The 20,183-nt window shown below is 56.8% G+C and carries 23 protein-coding genes; 7 read left to right on the forward strand and 16 right to left on the reverse strand.

Annotated elements, in window-relative coordinates:
* Positions 1–29: 29 nt before the first annotated feature.
* From V8J88_RS09035 to V8J88_RS09065, 7 genes are all read right to left on the reverse strand, one after another.
* The gene (locus V8J88_RS09035) at positions 30–1,058 is read right to left on the reverse strand and encodes a polyprenyl synthetase family protein (RefSeq protein WP_338849086.1); all 1,029 of its coding nucleotides are present in this window, start codon (positions 1,056–1,058) and stop codon (positions 30–32) included.
* Position 1,059: 1 nt separating this feature from the next.
* Positions 1,060–2,400, reverse strand: coding sequence for a hypothetical protein (locus V8J88_RS09040; RefSeq protein ID WP_338849087.1), 1,341 nt, complete (start codon positions 2,398–2,400; stop codon positions 1,060–1,062).
* A gap of 33 nt (positions 2,401–2,433) precedes the next feature.
* Positions 2,434–2,841, reverse strand: coding sequence for a hypothetical protein (locus tag V8J88_RS09045; RefSeq protein WP_338849088.1), 408 nt, complete (start codon positions 2,839–2,841; stop codon positions 2,434–2,436).
* A 19-nt stretch (positions 2,842–2,860) separates the two neighbouring features.
* Positions 2,861–3,778, reverse strand: a complete 918-nt coding sequence (locus tag V8J88_RS09050) for a hypothetical protein (protein WP_338849089.1) — start codon at positions 3,776–3,778, stop codon at positions 2,861–2,863.
* Positions 3,765–4,394, reverse strand: a complete 630-nt coding sequence (locus V8J88_RS09055; protein ID WP_338849090.1) for a papain-like cysteine protease family protein — start codon at positions 4,392–4,394, stop codon at positions 3,765–3,767. The genes V8J88_RS09050 and V8J88_RS09055 overlap by 14 nt, the downstream gene beginning before the upstream one ends.
* A gap of 25 nt (positions 4,395–4,419) precedes the next feature.
* Positions 4,420–5,073 (reverse strand): hypothetical protein, encoded by a 654-nt coding sequence (locus V8J88_RS09060; RefSeq protein ID WP_338849091.1) that lies wholly within the window; start codon positions 5,071–5,073, stop codon positions 4,420–4,422.
* 305 nt (positions 5,074–5,378) lie between these two features.
* Entirely contained in the window at positions 5,379–5,822 is a 444-nt protein-coding gene (locus V8J88_RS09065; protein ID WP_338849092.1) for a rhodanese-like domain-containing protein, read from the reverse strand.
* Between the two features lie 426 nt (positions 5,823–6,248).
* Between V8J88_RS09065 and glnA the strand changes: the two genes are divergently transcribed.
* The 4 genes from glnA to ntrC all read left to right on the forward strand — a co-directional run bounded on the left by glnA (position 6,249) and on the right by ntrC (position 11,300).
* Positions 6,249–7,664: a type I glutamate--ammonia ligase gene (gene glnA, locus V8J88_RS09070; RefSeq protein WP_338849093.1), complete on the forward strand. Its 1,416-nt coding sequence runs from the start codon at positions 6,249–6,251 to the stop codon at positions 7,662–7,664.
* A gap of 379 nt (positions 7,665–8,043) precedes the next feature.
* Complete coding sequence (locus V8J88_RS09075; protein ID WP_338849094.1) at positions 8,044–8,562, forward strand: DUF4124 domain-containing protein; 519 nt, start codon at positions 8,044–8,046, stop codon at positions 8,560–8,562.
* A gap of 94 nt (positions 8,563–8,656) precedes the next feature.
* The gene (glnL, locus tag V8J88_RS09080; RefSeq protein WP_338849095.1) at positions 8,657–9,769 is read left to right on the forward strand and encodes a nitrogen regulation protein NR(II); all 1,113 of its coding nucleotides are present in this window, start codon (positions 8,657–8,659) and stop codon (positions 9,767–9,769) included.
* Between the two features lie 58 nt (positions 9,770–9,827).
* Positions 9,828–11,300: a nitrogen regulation protein NR(I) gene (ntrC, locus tag V8J88_RS09085; protein WP_338849096.1), complete on the forward strand. Its 1,473-nt coding sequence runs from the start codon at positions 9,828–9,830 to the stop codon at positions 11,298–11,300.
* Between the two features lie 16 nt (positions 11,301–11,316).
* On the opposite strand, the gene V8J88_RS09090 is transcribed toward ntrC, so the two are convergent.
* The 7 genes from V8J88_RS09090 to V8J88_RS09120 form a co-directional block, all read right to left on the reverse strand.
* Entirely contained in the window at positions 11,317–11,775 is a 459-nt protein-coding gene (locus tag V8J88_RS09090; protein WP_338849097.1) for a nuclear transport factor 2 family protein, read from the reverse strand.
* Entirely contained in the window at positions 11,772–12,578 is an 807-nt protein-coding gene (locus tag V8J88_RS09095) for an SDR family NAD(P)-dependent oxidoreductase (protein ID WP_338849098.1), read from the reverse strand. The genes V8J88_RS09090 and V8J88_RS09095 overlap by 4 nt, the downstream gene beginning before the upstream one ends.
* A complete protein-coding gene (locus V8J88_RS09100; protein ID WP_338849099.1) occupies positions 12,575–13,126 on the reverse strand; it encodes a DUF3833 domain-containing protein in 552 nt (183 codons plus the stop codon). The genes V8J88_RS09095 and V8J88_RS09100 overlap by 4 nt, the downstream gene beginning before the upstream one ends.
* On the reverse strand, positions 13,123–13,692 hold the full coding sequence (locus V8J88_RS09105) for a chalcone isomerase family protein (RefSeq protein WP_338849100.1): 570 nt from the start codon (positions 13,690–13,692) through the stop codon (positions 13,123–13,125). Before V8J88_RS09105 ends, V8J88_RS09100 begins: the two co-directional genes overlap by 4 nt.
* Positions 13,658–14,806: a cyclopropane-fatty-acyl-phospholipid synthase family protein gene (locus tag V8J88_RS09110; protein ID WP_338849858.1), complete on the reverse strand. Its 1,149-nt coding sequence runs from the start codon at positions 14,804–14,806 to the stop codon at positions 13,658–13,660. Before V8J88_RS09110 ends, V8J88_RS09105 begins: the two co-directional genes overlap by 35 nt.
* 65 nt (positions 14,807–14,871) lie before the next feature.
* The gene (locus V8J88_RS09115; protein ID WP_338849101.1) at positions 14,872–15,663 is read right to left on the reverse strand and encodes a DUF1365 domain-containing protein; all 792 of its coding nucleotides are present in this window, start codon (positions 15,661–15,663) and stop codon (positions 14,872–14,874) included.
* Entirely contained in the window at positions 15,663–16,955 is a 1,293-nt protein-coding gene (locus V8J88_RS09120; protein ID WP_338849102.1) for an FAD-dependent oxidoreductase, read from the reverse strand. Before V8J88_RS09120 ends, V8J88_RS09115 begins: the two co-directional genes overlap by 1 nt.
* A 133-nt stretch (positions 16,956–17,088) precedes the next feature.
* Here V8J88_RS09120 and V8J88_RS09125 point away from each other — a divergent pair, with 133 nt between their 5' ends.
* The 3 genes from V8J88_RS09125 to V8J88_RS09135 all read left to right on the forward strand — a co-directional run bounded on the left by V8J88_RS09125 (position 17,089) and on the right by V8J88_RS09135 (position 19,226).
* Positions 17,089–17,715 (forward strand): helix-turn-helix domain-containing protein, encoded by a 627-nt coding sequence (locus V8J88_RS09125; protein WP_338849103.1) that lies wholly within the window; start codon positions 17,089–17,091, stop codon positions 17,713–17,715.
* 95 nt (positions 17,716–17,810) lie between these two features.
* Positions 17,811–18,311, forward strand: coding sequence for a lipocalin-like domain-containing protein (locus V8J88_RS09130; RefSeq protein WP_338849104.1), 501 nt, complete (start codon positions 17,811–17,813; stop codon positions 18,309–18,311).
* Positions 18,312–18,347: 36 nt separating this feature from the next.
* Entirely contained in the window at positions 18,348–19,226 is an 879-nt protein-coding gene (locus tag V8J88_RS09135) for a hypothetical protein (protein ID WP_338849105.1), read from the forward strand.
* A 97-nt stretch (positions 19,227–19,323) separates the two neighbouring features.
* Here the strand turns inward: V8J88_RS09135 and V8J88_RS09140 are convergent, their stop codons facing one another.
* Together V8J88_RS09140 and V8J88_RS09145 are read right to left on the reverse strand one after the other, a co-directional pair.
* Positions 19,324–19,527, reverse strand: coding sequence for a hypothetical protein (locus V8J88_RS09140; RefSeq protein WP_338849106.1), 204 nt, complete (start codon positions 19,525–19,527; stop codon positions 19,324–19,326).
* Between the two features lie 224 nt (positions 19,528–19,751).
* Complete coding sequence (locus V8J88_RS09145; protein WP_338849107.1) at positions 19,752–20,177, reverse strand: group 1 truncated hemoglobin; 426 nt, start codon at positions 20,175–20,177, stop codon at positions 19,752–19,754.
* Positions 20,178–20,183 lie beyond the last annotated feature (6 nt).

Below are 20,183 nucleotides of genomic sequence, written 5' to 3' on the forward strand. Positions count from 1 at the left end.
CTTGTGCGCATGACACATGCGAAAAGAATTTAAAAAGTGCGTTCCACCACCTGCATGCAAAGCGCGCGCATGGCTTGCAAATGCGGCCCCTGTGGCAAGCCTTGCAGCGCATCGCGCGCCTGCAAGGCTGTGTTGCGCGCCTCGGCGTAGCTTTGCAAAAACGCCTCACTGTGGCGGATCTGCTCCACCCACTGAGCAATTTGCGTCTCATCCGCCGCCTCCTCGCTGCGCAGATAGCGCACCATGGGATGCGCATCGCCCCACAATTGCATCGCATGAATCAGCGGCAGGGTCAGGCGCTTTTGCTGCAAATCCTGGCCTTTGCGCTTGCCGGCGGCGCTGTCGCTGTGGGCGACATCCAGCAAATCGTCCATCATTTGAAAGGCCCGTCCCAGCCGCCGGCCATACTCTCCCAGACGGCGCACATCGGATTTGCCCGCCTGCATCAAGGCCGCGCCCGATTCACAGGCCAGACTGAACAGCACAGCGGTTTTGCGGTCGATCGTACTCAAATAACGCGCATGCAGCGCCTGTGGACTGGCCTGTGGCCGGGTCGTCATTTCATCAATTTCGCCCTTGCAGATTTCAAACGCGGTGTCTAACACCCAGCGCACCAATTGCATATCGCGCTCGGTTTCAATGGCGTCGGTAAAACAGCGCACCGCCTGCAGAAATTGCATATCGCCGATCAAAATCGCCATTTCTGTGCCGCGCGCCGCATTCACCGAACTCTGCCCGCGCCGCAGGCTGGCGTGATCGACGATATCGTCATGAATCAGAGTGGCGACATGCAACATTTCCAGCGAAGCGGAAGCGCGCAACACCTTGCGCGGCAAAGCCTGCTGCGGCTGAAACAGGCGGGCGCTCAATAACAGCAACAAGGGACGCACTTTTTTGCCGCCCTGATATAAATCCATCTCGGCTTGCGTCAAATACCCTTGTTGCGGGGCCAGCGCGCTTTCCAATTCGAGGGCAAAACCGGCCATTTCCTGCGCCATCAAATCGCGCACAATCGCGCTGAGCGCATCTTCGCCGCCCTCCTGTCCCAGTTTCAGCATCTCATTGCGCCTCTTGCAAGGCTTGCGTGATGGCCGGGACCAGGCTGCGCTCCAGCGCATCGGCCACGCGGTCATGCAGCAGACTCTTCAAAAAGCGCGCTTGCTGCATCGCTTCGCGTGCTTCTTGCGCCAGCGCGGCGCCGAGTGCCTCATCCCAGCCGCTGTCATCCAGCTCCAGATCAAAGCCTTCGAGTTCAACCCGCGCCGCCTGCACGCCGCCCTGGCTGTCCAACTCCAGATACAGCATGGCGTCCAATGTCGCGCGCAAGGGACTGGTGTGCAAGGCCAGCGGTTTGCGCGCCGCCAGAAACGCCACATGCGCATCCTGCTCCGCCTGCAGCATGCGCCAGAAAGCGCGCTGATCTTCGCTCATCATCATGCTCCAGGCGCGCCCCTCCTGGTCGCGCCCGCCGATTTGCTCGCCATTCAGATAGCGTTCAATTTCCTCTTTTGACAGCTGGGCCGCCGGCTTGCCGGTTTGCACCAGCTGATACACCTGGTCCGGCGTATGCTCCGGGATGTTTTGCACTTGCTGTTGATTGGTGTTGCTCAATATCGAACTGTTGAATTGCAAGGTTGCCTGAATCGCCGCCGCATATTGCCCATTCGGATCGCCCAAATGCTGGATCAGCAACTGCAAGCCCGAAACAACCGCTAATTGTTGATTGCCGGCCATTTCGTTATAGCTTGCTTTCGCATTGCCATATGTCTTGCCTTGCTGATTGATCACGGTATTGTTTTTGACTGCCAGATGGGTATCAGTGGCGACTTCGGTCATACCCGGGCCTTGCCAGATGCGGCGAAAGGTGTAACCGAGCTGATGTGAAAACAAATCGCCCAGCGCGGTGCGGTGGGTGGAGTACGCCAATAACAGATCCGGGCCATTGCCGCCTATGCTTTGCAAGCGCTCGCGCTGCGCATTCGCGTTATCAATCCAGTCCGGGTGTTTTGGCGGCGGATCACCCCCGCCCAGGCGTTGCGGCTCGCCATCCGGCCCCAGCGGCATGCCATTGCCATATGCGTCCAGCGCCAGATGGCGTTCTTGCAAACCCTGCAATTGCGCCTTGCCCAACAGCTTCCAATCCTCCAGCCGCAGCGCCAGCACTTGCGCGCGGTCGCTTTCCTGCTCCAGCGTCAACTTGCCCGGAAACGGCGCGCGCAAGCGCAAATCCTGCAGCGACAATAGCAATTGGCCGTATTCAAAGCCGGCTTGCGGCGGCATCGCCGCCAGCGTTTTCAAAGGAATGCCGCTGATGCTGTCAATTTCAATGCGTTGCGGCATCGCATCCAGGCAAGCTTGCTGCAGGCGCGGCCAGGCGGCGCGCAAATCTTGTGTATTCATGCAAAATCTCCTTGTCTGCCAGGGTGGTGCGGCTCAGGAAACGCTGACGCTGGCGCTGATCATCACGTCGTCTTTGTTATTCGGGTTCACATCAATGCTGCTGACGCTGGGCGTCAGGGTGATGGTGACGCCGTCCAGTTGCAGCGGAATCGCGGGCAGGCTGAATGTGGTTTTCTGATCCAGCAGTTCCTGTCCCTTATCTGCGAGATATGGCGTGGCGAAACTCAGCAGGGCGGAGCCGACCGTATCGATAAAGTGGCCGCAAACCGAGTCATTAAAGCCGCTCCAGTCGCCCCCTGCTTTTTTATAATCGATCGTCATCGACGGCAGCGGCTGCAACATCATCTTGACTTGCGCGCCATTGTTTGTCGCGACAGGTTTGAGCTGCACCGTGGTCGGCTCTGGCGAGACATAGATATCGGCGTCAATCATATTTACCATGGGAATTCTCCTTGCATCATCAGAGCAGATTTGAGGCGGCTTCAATCGCACAGGCGGCGGGCACCGCCCACCACGCCACACCCAGCTTGACTTCAGCGCTGATGTTGGCGCTGACATCCACGGCCGGCAGCGCCGAATCAAGCGCCACCTTGGCCCCGCTGATGCCGCCATTGATCGAATAGCTGCCGGTCCAGTTGCTGCCGCTGTGATTCACGTTTTGCTGATCCAGGACTTGCTCAATCCCGCTGGCGTATGAGGCCAGAATTTGACTGAGTAAATTGCGGCTGAGCAAAATGCCCAGCGCTTGGGCGGGGAAGGTGACTTGACTGATATCCACTGTGCCGTTTGTGCTCAGGGTCGAAGCCAAAATCAAATGCCCGGCGGCGACTTGCATCACCGGGTCATTGAATTTCTGTCCCTCCAGCGCAATCGTGTGCGGAATTTTGTAGCCGCCCAGCAGTTGATTCACCTTGCCATACAGCACGCTGGCCATGATTTCCAGCATCACCCCGGTAATCGCCGGCACATTGCCGAATTGCATGCCGACCGTTTGCAATTGCACATCGCCGTTTAAGGACAATTGCGCAAAAATCAGCGGGCTGCAGGTTCCGGGGATCTTGCCGCCGCCATCCTGATTCAGCGTGAAGCTGAGGGTGGTAATCGAAATCTGGAACATCTGATCGCTTGGCCCGTTTGCCGGCTTGCCGCCAGGCCCGGGGAAGAAAGTGGCAGGATCATTCCATTGCGCAGCCGTGGGCGGAGTCAAATTAAACACCGGGCAAGTGTCAATGCTCCAGTCCAGCGAAGTGATGCCGGCGCTGCCGACAGTTTGCGAGCCTGAAAACAGGCTCTTGGTTTGCGGATTGCTGAAAGCCTGCTGCAAACCTTTATTGAAGGTCGTGGCGTCAACAATCAAAGCCAGGTCATAATTGCTCATCTTGCAATTCTCCAGGTTTGGGGGGTGGCAGATGCAAATACGGGTTTTGGGTCCAACAGGTTTGCGCCCATTCGCCGCCGCGCCGGTAGCGCAAAGGAAAATCCTCAAATTGCAGCGTGCTTGCGCCATGCTGCGGGTCAAGAATGCGGATTTGCCGCGTATTGCGGCAATAGCCGTCCAGCAACACATAATGCAGGCCGCCGCCATCCCAGGCGATGCCGACGCACAAGGGGCGGCCGGCATCGATTTCACGCATCAAGCGGCGAAACGGCGGACGGCCACAGCTGACCCCATATAAACAATTCAGATAACGCAAGACATACGCCAATTCCGCCTTGGCGTCATATTGCGCCGCTTGCAGCAAGACTTGCGGCGCCGGCCCCGGCAAATGGCCATCGCCCAGAATGCGCCAGGCCAATTTGCATTGATCCCAGCTCCTGTCCCCATAATGGGCCGCCACCGCACAGGCGACAGCCGCCCAGCACCAGTTGCTGCGCAATTGCGGCGTCAATTCCAGCTGCAACTGCTGTTGCGCCACCAGCTGCGGCGCAGCAGGCGGCAAGATCACGCCGATGCGCGCACTGGTGCGCGACAGCGCTTCAATCCGGATTTTCATCTGGCAAGAAAGGGAACGGCGGCGCTTATAGCGGCACGCTTTGCGGCAAAATGCCGCTCACCGCCTGCGACACCACCATCGAAGCCGCAGCCGAAACCTCGCTTTGGATTTGGCCTTTGAGCAAGCCCATCATGGCGTCGCCGATTGTATCGGCCAGACTGTCAAACGGGCCAAGGCCGCTGATGTCATACGAGCTATCGCCATAGGAAATCGAGGCTGCGCCATTGCTGACTTGATCCAGCTTGAGGATGACGGCCCCGATATCCGCGTGAAAATTCATGGAGCCGGAAATAGAACAGGATTTGAGCGTCAGCGCGATGCTGACAGAGGGATCAACAAACCAGATTTTAAAATCAGCGCCCACGGTTGCGCTGATATTGCTGGAGAAGCTGCCGGCAAAATTCATGGTTCCAGTCAAATAGCCGGGGTTGCTCGCATCCAGCGCGCTCACGCTCAGAGAATTCAGCTGCAAGCTGGACAGGCCGCTCAGCCCGCCTAAAGAGTAATGCAGCGTGCCAATGCCGAAATCCTGACTGCCGCTGACCAGATTTCCGCTCGGGTCCCACCCGGCCTGGCGGATTTGCGGTCCGATATCTTGATTCAACTGCGGCAGCATAGCGCTCAAGATTTGATTAATCAGTGAGCTGTACGGATCTGGATCAGCGCCTGGCATCATCATATTCTCCAATTGTGGCGACACGGGTTCGGGGTGTGCACGCGCCCCGTGCGCAATGGCTTGCGGCGGGACTTGGGGAATATGACATAAAAGTGCATCAAGTCACTTTTTGCAGTTGCAAAATGACACACAAGCTGTAAAGCTTGACAGGTGGTGCGCCCTGGCTGGCGACGCTGGCCTTACCATGCCATGAGCACTGCGCCGGGTTGATTTGCATGCTGATGTTTGTCTTGCGCTTGTTTTGTGCGCTCAGACTTTGAAACCGGCTTTGAAGCCGGCGGAAAAAGCGCAAAGCAGGTGTTTGCGCTTCAGGCGCCCACCCACGGCAGGCCCGCCACACACCAGCCGCCCAGCGTTTTGCGATGCCCGGCGCTGTCTTTATCGCCTTCAAAGCCTTGCAAAATATCAAAGCAAAGCATAAACCCGGCATTGCGCGCAGCTTCCGCAGCCTGGCGCGAGCGCACCCCGGAGCGGCATAAAAACAGCAGCGCCTGTTCCGGCTTGGCCACGCTTTGCAATTGCGTCAGAAAATCCGGGTTGCGCACCCCGCCCGGCCAGCGGTTCCATTCAATCGCATGCATGCGCGAGGGCGGCAGATCAGGTTTGCCGACCCAGGCGCGCTCGGCGTCGGTGCGCACATCAATCATCAACACTGCAGCATCTTCCAGCATCAGGGTAAAAGCATCAGCCGGGCTGAGTTCGCCGGCAAAAGGCAGATCGGCGCGCATGGCTTGTTGCAACAGCGGGTGCATTTTTTTCTCCTGCGACAAAATAATCCAGTGTAGCAGCATTGCAAGGGCAGGGTGGCTCTGCACAGAAATGGATTGCACCAAATATGTGCAAATCACCAATTTAGAGCCTTGTTTGCACTTGATTGGTGCGTTGTGGCTTTTGCGCACGCTTGCGGTGCGCGCCGGCAATGATGGCGCACCAGTTTGGCTGGCCAAATAAAATTCGGCCAAAACCGCAAGCCGGGATTGGATGGCAAAAGGAAAAGCGGTAAAACGGCTGAATTGCGCGGCAATCTGCGGTTTGAACCAAGCTTGAGCGCAAATCGCAAAAGGTGGCACGGAATCTGCTTAATGAGACAGCATCCGGGCTAAGCTGCATAATGATGCGGCCCCGCCGGGCGGCTTGCATAAAGCCCCCGCTTCACCCACTCAGACAGGAGATTTCGCATGGCAATGACACCCGCAGAAGTATTGAAGATGGCAAAGGATAATGAAGTCAAGTTTGTTGATTTCCGCTTTGCTGACACACGCGGCAAAGAACAGCATGTGACCGTGCCCATCTCTGCTTTCGATATCGACAAATTTGAATCCGGCCATGCGTTTGACGGTTCTTCGATTGCCGGCTGGAAAGGCATCGAAGCCTCCGACATGATTTTGCTGCCGGACCCGAACACCGCCAACATCGACCCCTTCATGGAAGAAACCACGCTGTTTATGCAGTGTGATGTGATCGAACCGGGCGATGGCAAAGGCTATGACCGCGATCCGCGCTCCATCGCCAAGCGCGCTGAAGCCTATCTGAAATCCTCCGGCCTGGGCGACACCGCCTATTTTGGCCCGGAACCCGAATTCTTCATCTTTGACAGCGTGCGCTGGAAAATCGATATGTCCGGCTGCTTCGTCAAAGTCGATTCCGCCGAAGCGTCCTGGTCCACCGATGCCGATCCGGAAGGCGGCAACCCGGGCCACCGTCCCGCCGTCAAGGGCGGCTATTTCCCAGTGCCGCCGGTCGATTCCTTCCACGATATGCGCTCGGAAATGTGCCAGATTCTGGAAGCCCTGGGCATCCCGGTTGAAGTGCATCACCATGAAGTGGCCGGCGCCGGTCAAAATGAAATCGGCACCAAGTTCTCCACCCTGGTCGAGCGCGCTGACTGGACGCAGAATCTGAAATATGTGATCTGGAACGTCGCCCACAACTATGGCAAAACCGCCACTTTCATGCCCAAGCCCATCGTCGGCGACAATGGTTCCGGCATGCATGTGCACCAATCGGTGTGGAAAGACGGCAAGAATCTGTTCGCTGGCGACGGCTATGCCGGCCTGTCTGAATTCGCGTTGTACTATATCGGCGGCATCATCAAACATGCGCGCGCACTGAATGCGATCACCAATCCGGGCACCAATTCCTACAAGCGTCTGGTGCCGGGCTATGAAGCCCCGGTCAAGCTGGCTTACTCGGCGCGCAACCGTTCGGCTTCGATCCGTATTCCGCACGTCGCCAATCCGAAAGCCCGCCGCGTTGAAGCGCGCTTCCCGGACCCTCTGGCCAATCCGTATCTGTGCTTCGCCGCGCTGCTGATGGCGGGCCTGGACGGGGTGCAAAACAAGATCCATCCGGGCGACCCGGCCACCAAGGATCTGTACCACCTGCCGCCGGAAGAAGATGCGCTGATCCCGACCGTCTGCTCTTCGCTGGAACAAGCGCTGGAAGCGCTGGACAAAGATCGCGAATTCCTGACCCGTGGCGGCGTGTTCTCCAATTCCATGATCGACGCTTATATTGAACTCAAGATGCAGGACGTGCAGCGCATCCGCATGACCACGCATCCGGCTGAGTTCGACATGTATTACTCGCTGTAATCCAGCGGCTGCGGGCTGCAAGCAAAGGGGGCAGCCCGCGCCAAGGCGTTAAGCGGTAATGCGCTGTAACAATTCCACACTGTTGCAGCGCGCAGTTTGTAGTACTGTAGCACCCACGGTGTTTTTTGCCGTGGCCCGACAGCTGGTGTTTAGGGGTAAGCGCCAGTTGTTTTGAGGTGTTTTGTGGTTGGCGGGCAGGGCTTGGGCCTTCCCGCCTTTTTTTCGTCCCGCGCAGCCGGCGCCGGACTTCCAAAGCGGCCCCGCCAGGCAGCTGACCTGTGTGCTTGTTGCATATTTGCCCCAGAGCAGCGCAAGCCGGTGTCATGCAGCGCTGACATCGCTTACACTGGCGTGACTGTGTTTTTGCGAAAAGATTGTCATGAAAAAAATTTTCCTCACCCTCCCTTTGATGTTGCAGGCATGGTTCTGCAATCCGGCTTTGGCGCAAGATGGACAGGATGTGTATCTGTGCATCAATGAACAAGGACAAAAGGAATACAAGAACACGGGCATCACCAAGGGCTGTAAGAAAGTCGAGTTGCCAACCATCACCACTGTCAATGCACCAAAAGCGCGCGTGGCGCCCAAAGATGGTGCAGCGAAAACAGGCAAAGATGGTGCAAGCGCCAGCACCCCGAGTGATTTCCCCAAAGTGGACAGCGCCACCCAGAAAAAGCGCGACACCGACAGCCGCCAGATTTTCCAGGAAGAATTAAACGCCGAAGAGAAAAAGCTGGCCGATCTCAAGCGCGAATTCAACGGCGGCAACCCGGAGCGGCGCGGCGATGAAGCCAACTTCGCCAAGTATCAGGAGCGGGTGCAGAAAATGCGGGATGACATCAGCCGCACCGAAAAGAATGTGGAAGCCTTGAAACGCGAGATCGCCAATTTGAAGTGAGTTCGCGCATGGCGCAAAAGGGTCGCGCAAGCGGCCCTTTTTTTTGCAGACAGCAGGCGCAACAGCCTGTATGCAGCACTTGAAAGAGAGCCAGATGCAAAAGAAAATTTCCGCCGCAAACAGCGCCAAAGCGCTGTCAGGCGAATTGCAGCAACGCTTTGCCGGACTGGAATTACTCGCGCTGGCAGTGTTGGCCCTGGGGGAAGACGGCAAAATCTGTTACGCCAATCCGGCGGCAGAAGATATGTTGGAGAGTTCAGCGCGCGTCTTGCGCCAGCTCAGTCTGCCCGAATTGTTCGCCAATGGCGCGCAGTTGGAAGAGATCTGCCGCCAGGCGCGCTTGCAGCTGTTTGCCGATATGCGCCAGGATTTCACCCTGCTGCGCCAGGGCAAAGCGGCCTTGCATGTGCATGTCACCGTCACCGCGCAAGACAGCCAGACCCCGGTGTTGATTGAGTTGCGTGAAAATGTGCAGCAAATCCGCCAGGACCGCGAAGAGCGTATGCTTGACCAGAGTCAGGCGAATAAAGAGCTGATCCGCAATCTGGCGCATGAAATCAAAAATCCCCTGGGCGGCATCCGTGGCGCGGCGCAATTGCTGGAACTCGAATTGCCCGAGCGCCAACTCAAAGAGCTGCGCGAATACACCCAGGTCATCATCAAAGAAGCCGACCGCCTGCAAACCCTGGTTGATCGCCTGCTGGCTCCGCACAAACGCCCGCATATTGTGGGCGATGTGAATATCCATGAAGTGTGCGAGCGGGTGCGCAGCCTGATTCTGGCGGAATTTCCTTTTGGTCTTGAAATTAAACGCGATTACGATCTCTCGATTCCTGAATTTCGCGGCGACCAGGAACAATTGATTCAAACCGTTTTAAACATCGCCCACAATGGCGCGCAAGCGCTGTCCGAGCGCATTGCGCAAGGGGAGGGCGTGCTGATTTTCAAGACCCGGGTGGCGCGCCAGGTCACGCTGGCCAAGCAACGCTACAAGCTGGCATTGGATTTGCATATCATCGATAACGGCCCCGGGATTCCGGAGCACATCCGCGACCGGATGTTCTTCCCCCTGGTTTCCGGACGTGAAGGCGGCAGTGGTTTGGGCCTGACATTGGCGCAAACTTTTGTGCAGCAGCATCAGGGCAGCATTGAATGCGAAAGTGAACCGGGCAGAACCGACTTCCGCATTCTGATTCCGCTGCCGTGAGGCGCATCTGCCTTCAATACAGGCGTCTGCGACTTTGCAAAATACGAAAGAGAATGAGATGAAACCAATTTGGATAGTCGATGACGATCAGTCGATCCGCTGGGTGCTGGAAAAAGCGCTGGCGCGCGAAAACCTCGCCACCCGCAGTTTTTCCAGCGCGCGCGATGCGATTGCCGCCTTGCGCGACGAAACCCCGCAAGTGCTGGTCTCGGACATCCGCATGCCCGGCCCCTCCGGCCTTGAGCTGTTGCAACTGGTGAAAGAAAAATTCCCCGGTTTGCCGGTGATCATCATGACCGCCTTTTCCGATCTGGATTCCGCAGTCGCGGCGTTTCAGCGCGGCGCTTTCGAGTATCTGGCCAAACCGTTTGATGTCGATAAAGCGGTCGAATTGATCCGCCGCGCGCTCGATGAGAGTTTGCGCGAGACCGAGGTCGAAAGCGGCAGCATGGAAACGCCCGAGATCCTGGGCCAGGCCCCGGCGATGCAGGAAGTGTTTCGTGCGATTGGCCGTTTATCGCAATCCAATGTCACCGTCTTGATTACCGGCGAGTCCGGCAGCGGCAAGGAATTGGTGGCGCGCGCGTTGCACAAACACAGCCCGCGCGCCGCGCAACCGTTTATCGCCTTGAACACTGCCGCGATTCCCAAAGATTTACTGGAATCGGAATTATTCGGCCATGAGCGCGGCGCCTTCACCGGTGCGCAAGCCACGCGGCGCGGGCGCTTTGAGCAAGCCGAAGGCGGCACCCTGTTTTTAGATGAAATCGGCGATATGCCGTTTGATTTGCAAACCCGCTTGCTGCGCGTGCTCTCAGACGGGCATTTTTACCGCGTCGGCGGGCATCAGCCGCTCAAAGCGAATGTGCGGGTGATCACCGCCACCCATCAACATCTGGAAGCGCGCGTCAAAGAAGGGCAGTTCCGCGAAGACCTGTTCCACCGCCTAAACGTGATCCGCCTGCGTCTGCCGCCTTTGCGCGAGCGGCGCGAAGATATTCCATTACTGACGCGCTTTTTCTTGCAGCAATCCGCGCGCCAGCTGGGCGGCGAAGCCAAGCGCCTGAGCGAAGCGGCGATGCAATTCCTGTGCAATCTGGAATTCCCCGGCAATGTGCGGCAATTGCAAAATCTGTGCAACTGGATCACCGTGATGGCGCCGGCGCAGACGGTCGAAGTGTCAGACTTGCCGGCGGAATTATTGCAAGAGCAGGCCAGCGAAACGCCGCCGCCCCCGCCTGCCGCAAGCCACAGCCAGAATCACCACCTGACGCCGGCAGAGGCCGTGAGCGAAGCGCAGCTGGTCAGCTGGTTGCAATTGCTGGAGGCGCAAGCCACCCGCATGTTGCAAAACAGCGAGGCGAATGTGATGGATGTGTTAGCGCGCCAGTTTGAATCATCCGTCATCAAAATGGCCTTGAAACACACCCATGGCCGCAAAAATGACGCTGCCGTGCGCTTAGGCATCGGGCGCAACACCATCACCCGTAAAATTCAGGAATTGGGGATTGCCGGCGCGCGCGATGAGTGATACCGCGTGATCTGCGTCAGGCCGGCGGCGTTTGAAAACGCCGCCGCAGCCACCGCACCAGGCCGCCGATCAGCGGGATCTTTTGCCAAAATTCCTCCGCCACATCCCAATAATCACGATGCAGGGATACTTTGCCCTGTGCATCAAAGGTGAAATAGGTGCAGCCTTCTATGCGCCAATCGCGCCGCTTGGCGTGAAAGTAAAATTCCCAGCGCACAAAACCCTGATCGCCGGCGCCAAACGCCTGCAACATCACAAAATGCGGGCGCTCAGTGCTGGCATACATATGGCGGAAAATCTGTTCAATCGCAGCCAGACCCTTGACATCATTAAACGGATCTTTGAAACGCGCCTCTGCCGCATACAAAGCGCTGAGCCGGCCCAGGCTGTGCGGGCTTAACTCCTGATACCACTGCGCCACGGCATGCACCGGGTGCGGCGCGCCAATCACAAACGGGGGAGCCTGCATCGTCATACTTTCATCAAGCGCGCAAATAAAGCAAAACGCCAGCGCCACGGCAACAGGCGCAAACATTTCACCACAGTCGAAAAGCGGCGCGGGAAATGGATTTCAAAAGCGCCATGCGCAAAACCCTGCAAAATCGCCAGCGCGGCTTGTTGCGGGGTTTGCAAACAGGGCATGGGAAAATCGTTTTTATCTGTCAGCGCGGTTTTCACAAAACCGGGATTGATTAAATACACATCCAGGCCGCGCCGGTGCAAATCATTGTACAAAATCTCCGCCAGATTAATCAGCGCCGCCTTGCCCGGGCCATATACGCTGGCTTGCGGCAAACCGACATAACCGGCCACGCTGGCGACCAGGGCCACGCCGCCCTGACCCTGCGCCAGCAGCAGCGGCAAGATCGCCGACAAGCCTTGATAGACGCTGGTCAAATTCACCTGCAAAGTATGCGCCGCGCGCCCCGCATCCAACTCCCAGCTGCGCTCAGGCGCATATTGCGCCGCATTAAACACCACCAAGTCCAGGCCGCCAAAGGTCTTCGCCAATTCTTCACGCGCTGCCACCCAATCGCCCCCGGCCACATCAAACGGCAGCGCCAGCGCCTGTTGCGGCCAGCGCGCGGCCAGCTCTTGCAGCGCCTGCGCATTGCGCGCCGACAGCGCGACTTTCGCGCCGCGCGCCAATAATTCCTGCGCCAAGGCCGCGCCGATGCCGCTGGAAGCGCCCAAAAGCCAGACGCGTTTGCCGCGCCAATCCGTGATCGGCGTGTTCAAAGGCCGCCACCAGGGCCAGCGAAAGAGCGCCGTTTTCATGACAGTTTCCTGAAAAACAGCGTCACCTGGCCCATTTCCAGACCAAATTTGCGCATGCTGGTGCGGTTCATCACATGTTGCGCATCCAGCATAAACATCCAATCATCCATCTGCATGGCGATGCTGCTGCCGCGATATGGCAGCAGCAGGGTGTAGCGCCAGTGCAGGGCAGGGCCGCTCACCACGCCTACCGCCTCGCCTTCCACATCGCCCGCCGTGCCGCGCCAACTGCCGTCGGCTTGCTGACGCAAGCGCCAGACGCGCTGCTCACGCTTGCCGTCGTCAAACACAAACTGCTCATCAAGCACCAGGATGCCATCTTGCATACTGCCGTCAATCATGACTGAAAAACGGCGCTCCGCATGCCCATCGCGCGCTTGAAATATGCCCCAGGCTTGCACCTTGCCGGTGAAAAACTGCGCCACATCAAACGCCGGCCCGCGTTCGCGGTAGCGCAAGGCGTCATCATGGCTGCAGCTGATCAAGGCCAGACACAGGCAAAGCAGCAGCCAGCCGCGCAGGCGCAACCCCATCAAGTGTTGACTCATTTCATTCTCCCCTGCTCAGGCGCCTGGCTTGCGCTGCCCAGCAGCTGCCGGCGCAAGGCTTGATCGCGGCTGTTTTCATGCAGCCAAATGGCGAAAAAATGTTGCGCAAACACCGGGTCGGCAATTTCAGCGCGCAAGGCGTTCTGTAAATAAAAGCGGCAGCCGAAACCCGGCACAAACACCCCGGTTAATTGCATGCCCGGGCTGACATCGGCAAACGCCTGCTCCATCCAGCTCTGCCAGCGCGCCATATCATAAGCTTGCAAGCTGGCGCCGAAAATGCGGCGCATTTCATCCAGACTGGCTTGCACAAAACGCTCTTTGCTGATGTTGCGCTGATAGGTCAATTCCAGCGCAAAAGAACGCGCAGGATCAAACGGCGCGTGCGCCGCATACAGCCTGGCTTCATAAATCCGCAAACCAAACCAGCGGAATTCACCGCTGCCTAATAATTTCGCCTGCGGCAATTCATGCCGCCAGGCCAAAGCCGGCGCGCTCATCAAAAAACACAGCGCCAGACAGAGAAAATACTTAGGCTGGTTTTTCCAGCAGAAAGTGGCAAACATCGGTGCGCTCCTCATCAAATCCGGTTTCGCAATACACCAGATATAAATCCCAGATTTGTAAAAATGCCTGATCAAAGCCCATACCCAGCACCTGTTCACGCGCAGCATGAAACGACTGGCGCCAGCGGCGCAAGGTTTCGGCATAATCCCGGCCAAAAGCAAAACACTCTTTTTGTTGCAGACCGCGCAATTGCGCCTGACGTTTGAATTCTTCCGGGCTGGGCAACATGCCGCCGGGGAAAATGTATTCCTGAATAAAGTCCGCGCTGGCGCGATAACTGGCAAAGCGCGCGTGCTCAATCGTGATGCTTTGCACCAGCGCGCGCGCGCCGGGCAAGAGGCGTTGTTTGAGCACATCAAAATACTGCGGCCAATATTTTTCACCGACCGCTTCAAACATTTCGATTGAGACCACCGCCGCATATTGCCCGCGCAAATCACGGTAATCGCATAATTCCAATTTCACCAGATCTTGCAAACCGGCGCGTGCAATACGCGCCTGGGCAAAACCGAGTTGCGCTTGTGAAATCGTAATGCCATGCACCGCAATCCCCTGTTTGCCGGCATATTCGGCAAAACCACCCCAACCGCAACCGATTTCCAACACCTGCATGCCGGCTTTTAATTGCAGCACATCAATGATGCGCTGATATTTTTGCGCCTGGGCTTGCGCCAGATCGAGCGTATAATCGCCGCCGAATAAAGCGCTGGAATAAGTCCAGCTTTGATCCAGCCACAGGGCATAAAAGTCATTGCCGATATCATAATGCGCATGAATATTGCGCCGGCTGCCGCGCTTGCTGTTGCTGCGCAATAAGGCTTTGCAGCGATACCACCACTGCGCCAGCCGGTTGCCGGAAAAGGCTTGCTGTAAAGCCGCCTCATTACGGCTGGCCAAACTCAGCAGGGTTTTCAAATCCGGCGTACTGAGCCAGCCTTTGCTATAAGCTTCAGCAAAGCCGATATCGCCGCTGCGTAACAGCGCCTGAATGCCGCGCCAATCATGCACATACAGCCAGGCTTGCGGTTCGCCGGCCTGATGCTGGCCAAAATGCAAATGCTGGGAATCCGGCGTCACCAGCGATAAGGCGCCGCAGCGGATTTTTTCCAGCATGCGCAAAAAAAGACGGGCGGTGGCAGGCAGCGCATGCAAAGGCTGCGATTGGGAAAGACTTGCGCTCACTTGATATTCTCCTCGACAGTGATCCAGGAATCAGCCTTGGGCTGATGGGAAAAGAAAGGGGTACGCTTACGCCACAACAGCAGCGCTTGCCAATGAATTTGGACGACGACCGCCAGCGCTTGCCAGGGTTGCGCCAACAGCGCGCGCGCCAGATTGCGCCAATTCAGCGCTTGTTTGCGCGCGCACAGGGTGGCGTGCAACAGCGCCGGCAAATCGCTGCGCGCAGGTTGATCGTGATAATGAATATTCACAGCGGCATGGCTTTGGGTTTCGACAAAACGGAAGCGATAGGCGCCGCGAATTTCACAAAACGGCGAGACATGCATTTTTTTCTCACAAACCGGCATTTGTTCATGCGTCATGGCGCCGCCAGCTTGGTGCATCAAATAAAAATGGTGTTCGCCAAAAGTGTTATTCACTTCCGCCAATACCGCCAGCAGCGCGCCATCGGCGCCATGGCAATACCAGAAACTGACCGGATTAAAAGCAAAACCGAAAATGCGCGGAAAAGTTTGCAGCCAGATATCGCCATCCGCTGCTATGCCGTGGCTGCGCAACAGCTGTTCAATCCAGGGCAGCAGCGGCGAACCATCGCGCGCGCCATAATCTTTTTGCCGCAAGGAAATAATGCGCGCCTTATCAATACCGAATAAGGCATTTTGGCAAGCATCCAATTTGCGTAAATTCACACGCAGACAAAATACCCGGTAAGCAAAACGGTGCACAGCCGGGCGCCGTCTTTCATGCATCACGCGCGCAGATAAAAGATAGGCTGCAGGCTGTTCCATCACAGCCTCCGCAAACTGGCCCAGGCGGGCAGGGCAGTGAAATCTGCCGCTGCGCGCAAACCTGATTGCAAACCATCTTCATGAAAACCATAACCCTGCCAGGCTCCGGCGAACCAGATCCGGTTTTTACCCTGAATCTGGGTCAAATCCTGTTGCGCATTCAGCGCGGCTTGATCAAATACCGGGTGCGCATAATGAAATTGCGCCAAAATCTTATCCGGCGCGACTTCGCGCTCAGGATTCAAACTCACTAAAACCGGGGTTTGCAGCGGCAGATTTTGCAAGCGGTTAAGCCAATACGTCACACACACTGCGCGCGCGCTGTTTTGCTTGCGGCTGGCCAGATAATTCCAGGCTGACCAGACTTTGCGGCGCTTGGGCATCAGATTGGCGTCGGTGTGCAATACCGCAAGATTATCCTGATAGCGCTGGCGGCTTAAAATCTGCCGCTCTTGCGCGCTGCAATCTTGTAATAAAGCCAGACTGTCCGGCGCGTGCGTGGCTAAAATCACCGCATCAAATAATTCATCCTGCCCCTTGCTGCGCACCACGGCTTGCGCGCCGCGCCGGCTGATTGCCTGCACCGGCGTATTCAGGCGCACATCAGATAATTGCGCCAGTATTTTTTTCACATATTCGCGCCCGCCGCCTTGCACCGTGCGCCATTGCGGCCGGTCATTGATTTGCAGCAGCGCATGATTCATGCAAAAGCGCAAAAACGTGCTGGCCGGGAATTGCAAAATATCCTGCGCCGAAGAAGACCAGATCGCCGCCGCCATCGGAATCAAATAATCATCCGCAAAGGCGGCCCCATATCCGCCTTGCTGCAATAACTGAGCCAGCGTGATTTGTGATTGCTGGCTCAGGGCCAGATTGCCGGCGGCGCAGCGGTTAAAGCGCAAGATATCGGACAACATGCCCCAAAAACGCGGCGAAATCAGATTTTTGCGCTGCGCAAAAACGCTATCCAGATTACTCCCGGCCCATTCCAGCGCGCCATCTTCAAGCGAAACGCCAAACGACATTTCACTGGCGAAGCTGGCCACCCCCAATTCGGCAAACAAACCCAGCAGATTCGGATAAGTGCGGTCATTGAAGACCAGAAAGCCGGTATCCACCGCCACTTGCCGGCCCTCCAGCTGCACATCCACAGTATTGGTGTGGCCGCCGGCATAGGCGGCGGCTTCAAATAAGCTCACATCATGCGCTTGGCGCAGCGCCCAGGCCGCCGCCAGACCGGAAATACCGGCGCCCACCACCGCCACTTTTTGTCTGTTTGGATAAGTTTGCATAGCTGTTTTTTCTTCAGGCAAAGCGCTGCCGCTGCCAAGGCCGGGATGATCTTGGATTGCTGCATCGCTACGATGCTGGTAATATTAATACCATTCTGGAAAAAACGCTACTGATGAGTAGGAAAATCTACCGATGAGTATTTTTGGCAAATTAAGCTTCAAAGATCATGCATTCAAACTGCGTGAAGACGCCATATTGGACGCCGCCACCCAGGTGCTGGCGGCCAAGGGCTTTGATCTGATGACAATGGACGACGTGGCCGGGCAGATCGGCATCTCCAAACCCAGTTTGTACAAGCATTTCAAGTCGAAAGACGAGCTGGTGGGGGCTTGCATGATCCGCCTGCTGGATGGCGCGCTGGATCATTTGGCCGGCCATGCGCCCGAATGGACGCCATTGCAACGCCTGGCGGCTTTGCTGGAATGGGCCTTGCGCGTGCGTCTGGATGGCGGCTTGCCCTTCCTGCCGTCCACCAGCAATGCCGTGCGCGACATGCTGATGAAAAATCTGGGCTATATCACCAAAGTGATGAAACTCAATAAGATGCTGGAAAAAATGGTGCAGCAAGCCCAGCAGCAAGGCCAGCTGGATGCGAGCCTGCCCAGCGATGTGATTTTATTTTCGTATTACGCGCGCAGCTGCGATCCGGCGGTGGAATATCTCTTGCGCTTTGCCAAGATGGAAAAAGAAGAGATTATCCGCCACATGCTGCGGGTCTGTTTTGGCGGCATGCTGCCGCCCGGTCAGCGCTGGGAGTAGGCAAGCCGCACGTCCTGTGCCAGAATGGGCCATCTGTCCCGCACACGGCGCAAGCCGCAGCGGGTTTTTATCATCAAGCCCTATGGAGAGAGCAGATGACGACAGCACATGTGCAAGGCAGTTGGAAAATGGTGGAAGCCTGGGACGCCGGCGACGATCCGGCGGATGAGGCGCAGCGCACTTACCCCTGGGGCAAACCGCCGCTGGGATATTGGGTGTTTGACCCGGCGGGCAATTTCAGTCTGCTGATTTACCCCAATCCTGCGCTGGCGATTCCAAAAGATCCGTTCTCAGGCGACCCGCAGCCGGCTTGGCTCAGTCCCGCCGCGCCCTGGCAGCCGCCGATGGACTTGTTATTGCAGAGTTTTTCCACCCCCAATCCCTTCGCTTATTTCGGCACATACGAGGTGCAAGCCGGCGACCATGCGAACAGCGGCACGCTCTTGCTCACCGTGCAGGCCGATGTGATGCGGGCCTACACCGGCACCGTGCAAAGCCGCTCTTTTACGCTGGACGCGCAAGGATATTTGAATGTCGGCGATGGCGTGACGTATTTGCGCAAATTGGAAAGAGTGGCGCAGTTTACCTGTGCCTGAGGTGTTGACGCAGCGTGCTTGTGCAAGTGCAAACTTGTGCATGCGCATGCTGCGGCTTTTGCTTCTGGCCCAGCCAAAACACAGCGCCCCCTTGGCGCTGAAACAACAGGCCAAGCTGCCCAACACAAGGATTTTCCTTTTCCAGACTCTGCAGAGGGGATGCCAAAAAACGATGGGCAGTGCATGGCCGCCTCAAAGCGATCACTGCTGCACAATGTATCATTGAACGAAAGCGCTATGGACTATAAAGAACTGCTGCAATCTTGTCAGAGCATACGTGCGATTTCCGCCCTGCATGAATGTGCGCTCAATCTGCCTGATGATGGCTGGCGTGTGTTGCGCTATCTGCAGCAAGAAGTGGCGCAGATGCAAATGGCAATCTTGCCGGCCATGCGGATTGATGGCGACTTGCTGCTCACCAAGCATGAAAAAAATTCCAGCCACTGGTATGAAGCACGCAATCTGGCATGTCTTTTTATCGATGGGGATTTAACGGTTACGGGTGATTTGCTGGATTGTGATTACCATGGATTGCCCATCCTGCTTGTGCGCGGCAATATGACGATGCGGAATTGGTTGCGTGGCGGCATGTCAACATTTGTACATGGCCATGTCAGCGCACAGGGTTATATCATCGGGCATTATAACGACTCCGCTTTGTTCGTTGGCGGGGCCTTGCATGCGCAAGGCTATATGCCACGCGCGCGGCCTTATCCAGACATGCAGGATGTCATACCGCACCAAATCCAGGGAGGCGTATTTGCACGGCAGTTTGATATTGAAGGCGCTGAAAATGAGGATTATCTGGCCGCATTTGCGCCAGAAGTATTAGGCGGAGAAGATGGCTATATCTGGCTTGAGGAGGATCTGGTAATCGAGCGCCAATTGGCTGGCTTACCGGTGTGGCGCACATAAAAGCATGATTTCCAAAGCATAACGCGCTTGTGCTGACGCTGTTGTCGCACCATGCAACGCAGCTTCGGCGCAGACTGGGCTGCGCCGAAGCTGTCGATTAATATTTAATGCAAGAAATAAAATAATACCCGCCAAAGCCCTGGCGCAAGCCATTGAATTGCGAACCCGGCCAGACTTGATTGCAATACTCCGGCCCGACTTCTGCACCGCCCCAGATTTGGTAATAGCGGGTTTCAGCAGCGAATGCGGGCATGGCGCTGCCGGCGAGCAGCAAGCATGCTGCGGCGAACAATTTTTTCATTCTTATTTCTCCTGTGATGGTATGAAGTCTGCTGCGGCAAAACTTGTCGCATGCAGTCCAGGTGTTGGTGACAGACCTGGCGCATGGATTGTATTGGCATTAAATTGGTATTGCAACTGGTATGCAATGTCCAGGCCGTGGGAGTTGGCGCGCTGCAGTGGGCGCAGCGCCTGTGCCAGGGCAAGCGGTATGGCGCCGCCCGGGAGGGGGGCGGCGCGGCGGGATTATTTACTCACAATGTCTTTATGCATCGGCGCCAATTTGGCCAGCAATTTGTTTTGCGCCGAGGCCGGCACGCCGGCTTGCATCATGGCGGTTTGCAAATCTTCCGCCAGGGCATTGAATTGCAATTCATCAATGCCCATGCCCTTGTGCACCTTTTTCATATCATCGCCGCCATATTGGCAGGGGCCGCCGGCCAGCTGACAGATCTGGGTGTTTAACTGACGTGCGAGCAAATCAAAATTGGTTTCTTTGAACTGGTGTTTGATGCGCTCATCGTTTTGCACCAGTTGCACAAAAATATCCAGAAAACGCGCGATGCCTTCGCGCTCGCCTAAAGCGCGGTACAAGCTGTCATCGGCGTGCGCCGGCAGCAGGCTGCACAGGCTCAACAGCAGGGCGGCGAAAAATGTCTGGCAGGTTCTCATGATGGC

Origin of the sequence: Massilia sp. W12 (assembly GCF_037300705.1) — a bacterium.
Lineage (GTDB): Bacteria > Pseudomonadota > Gammaproteobacteria > Burkholderiales > Burkholderiaceae_D > JACPVY01.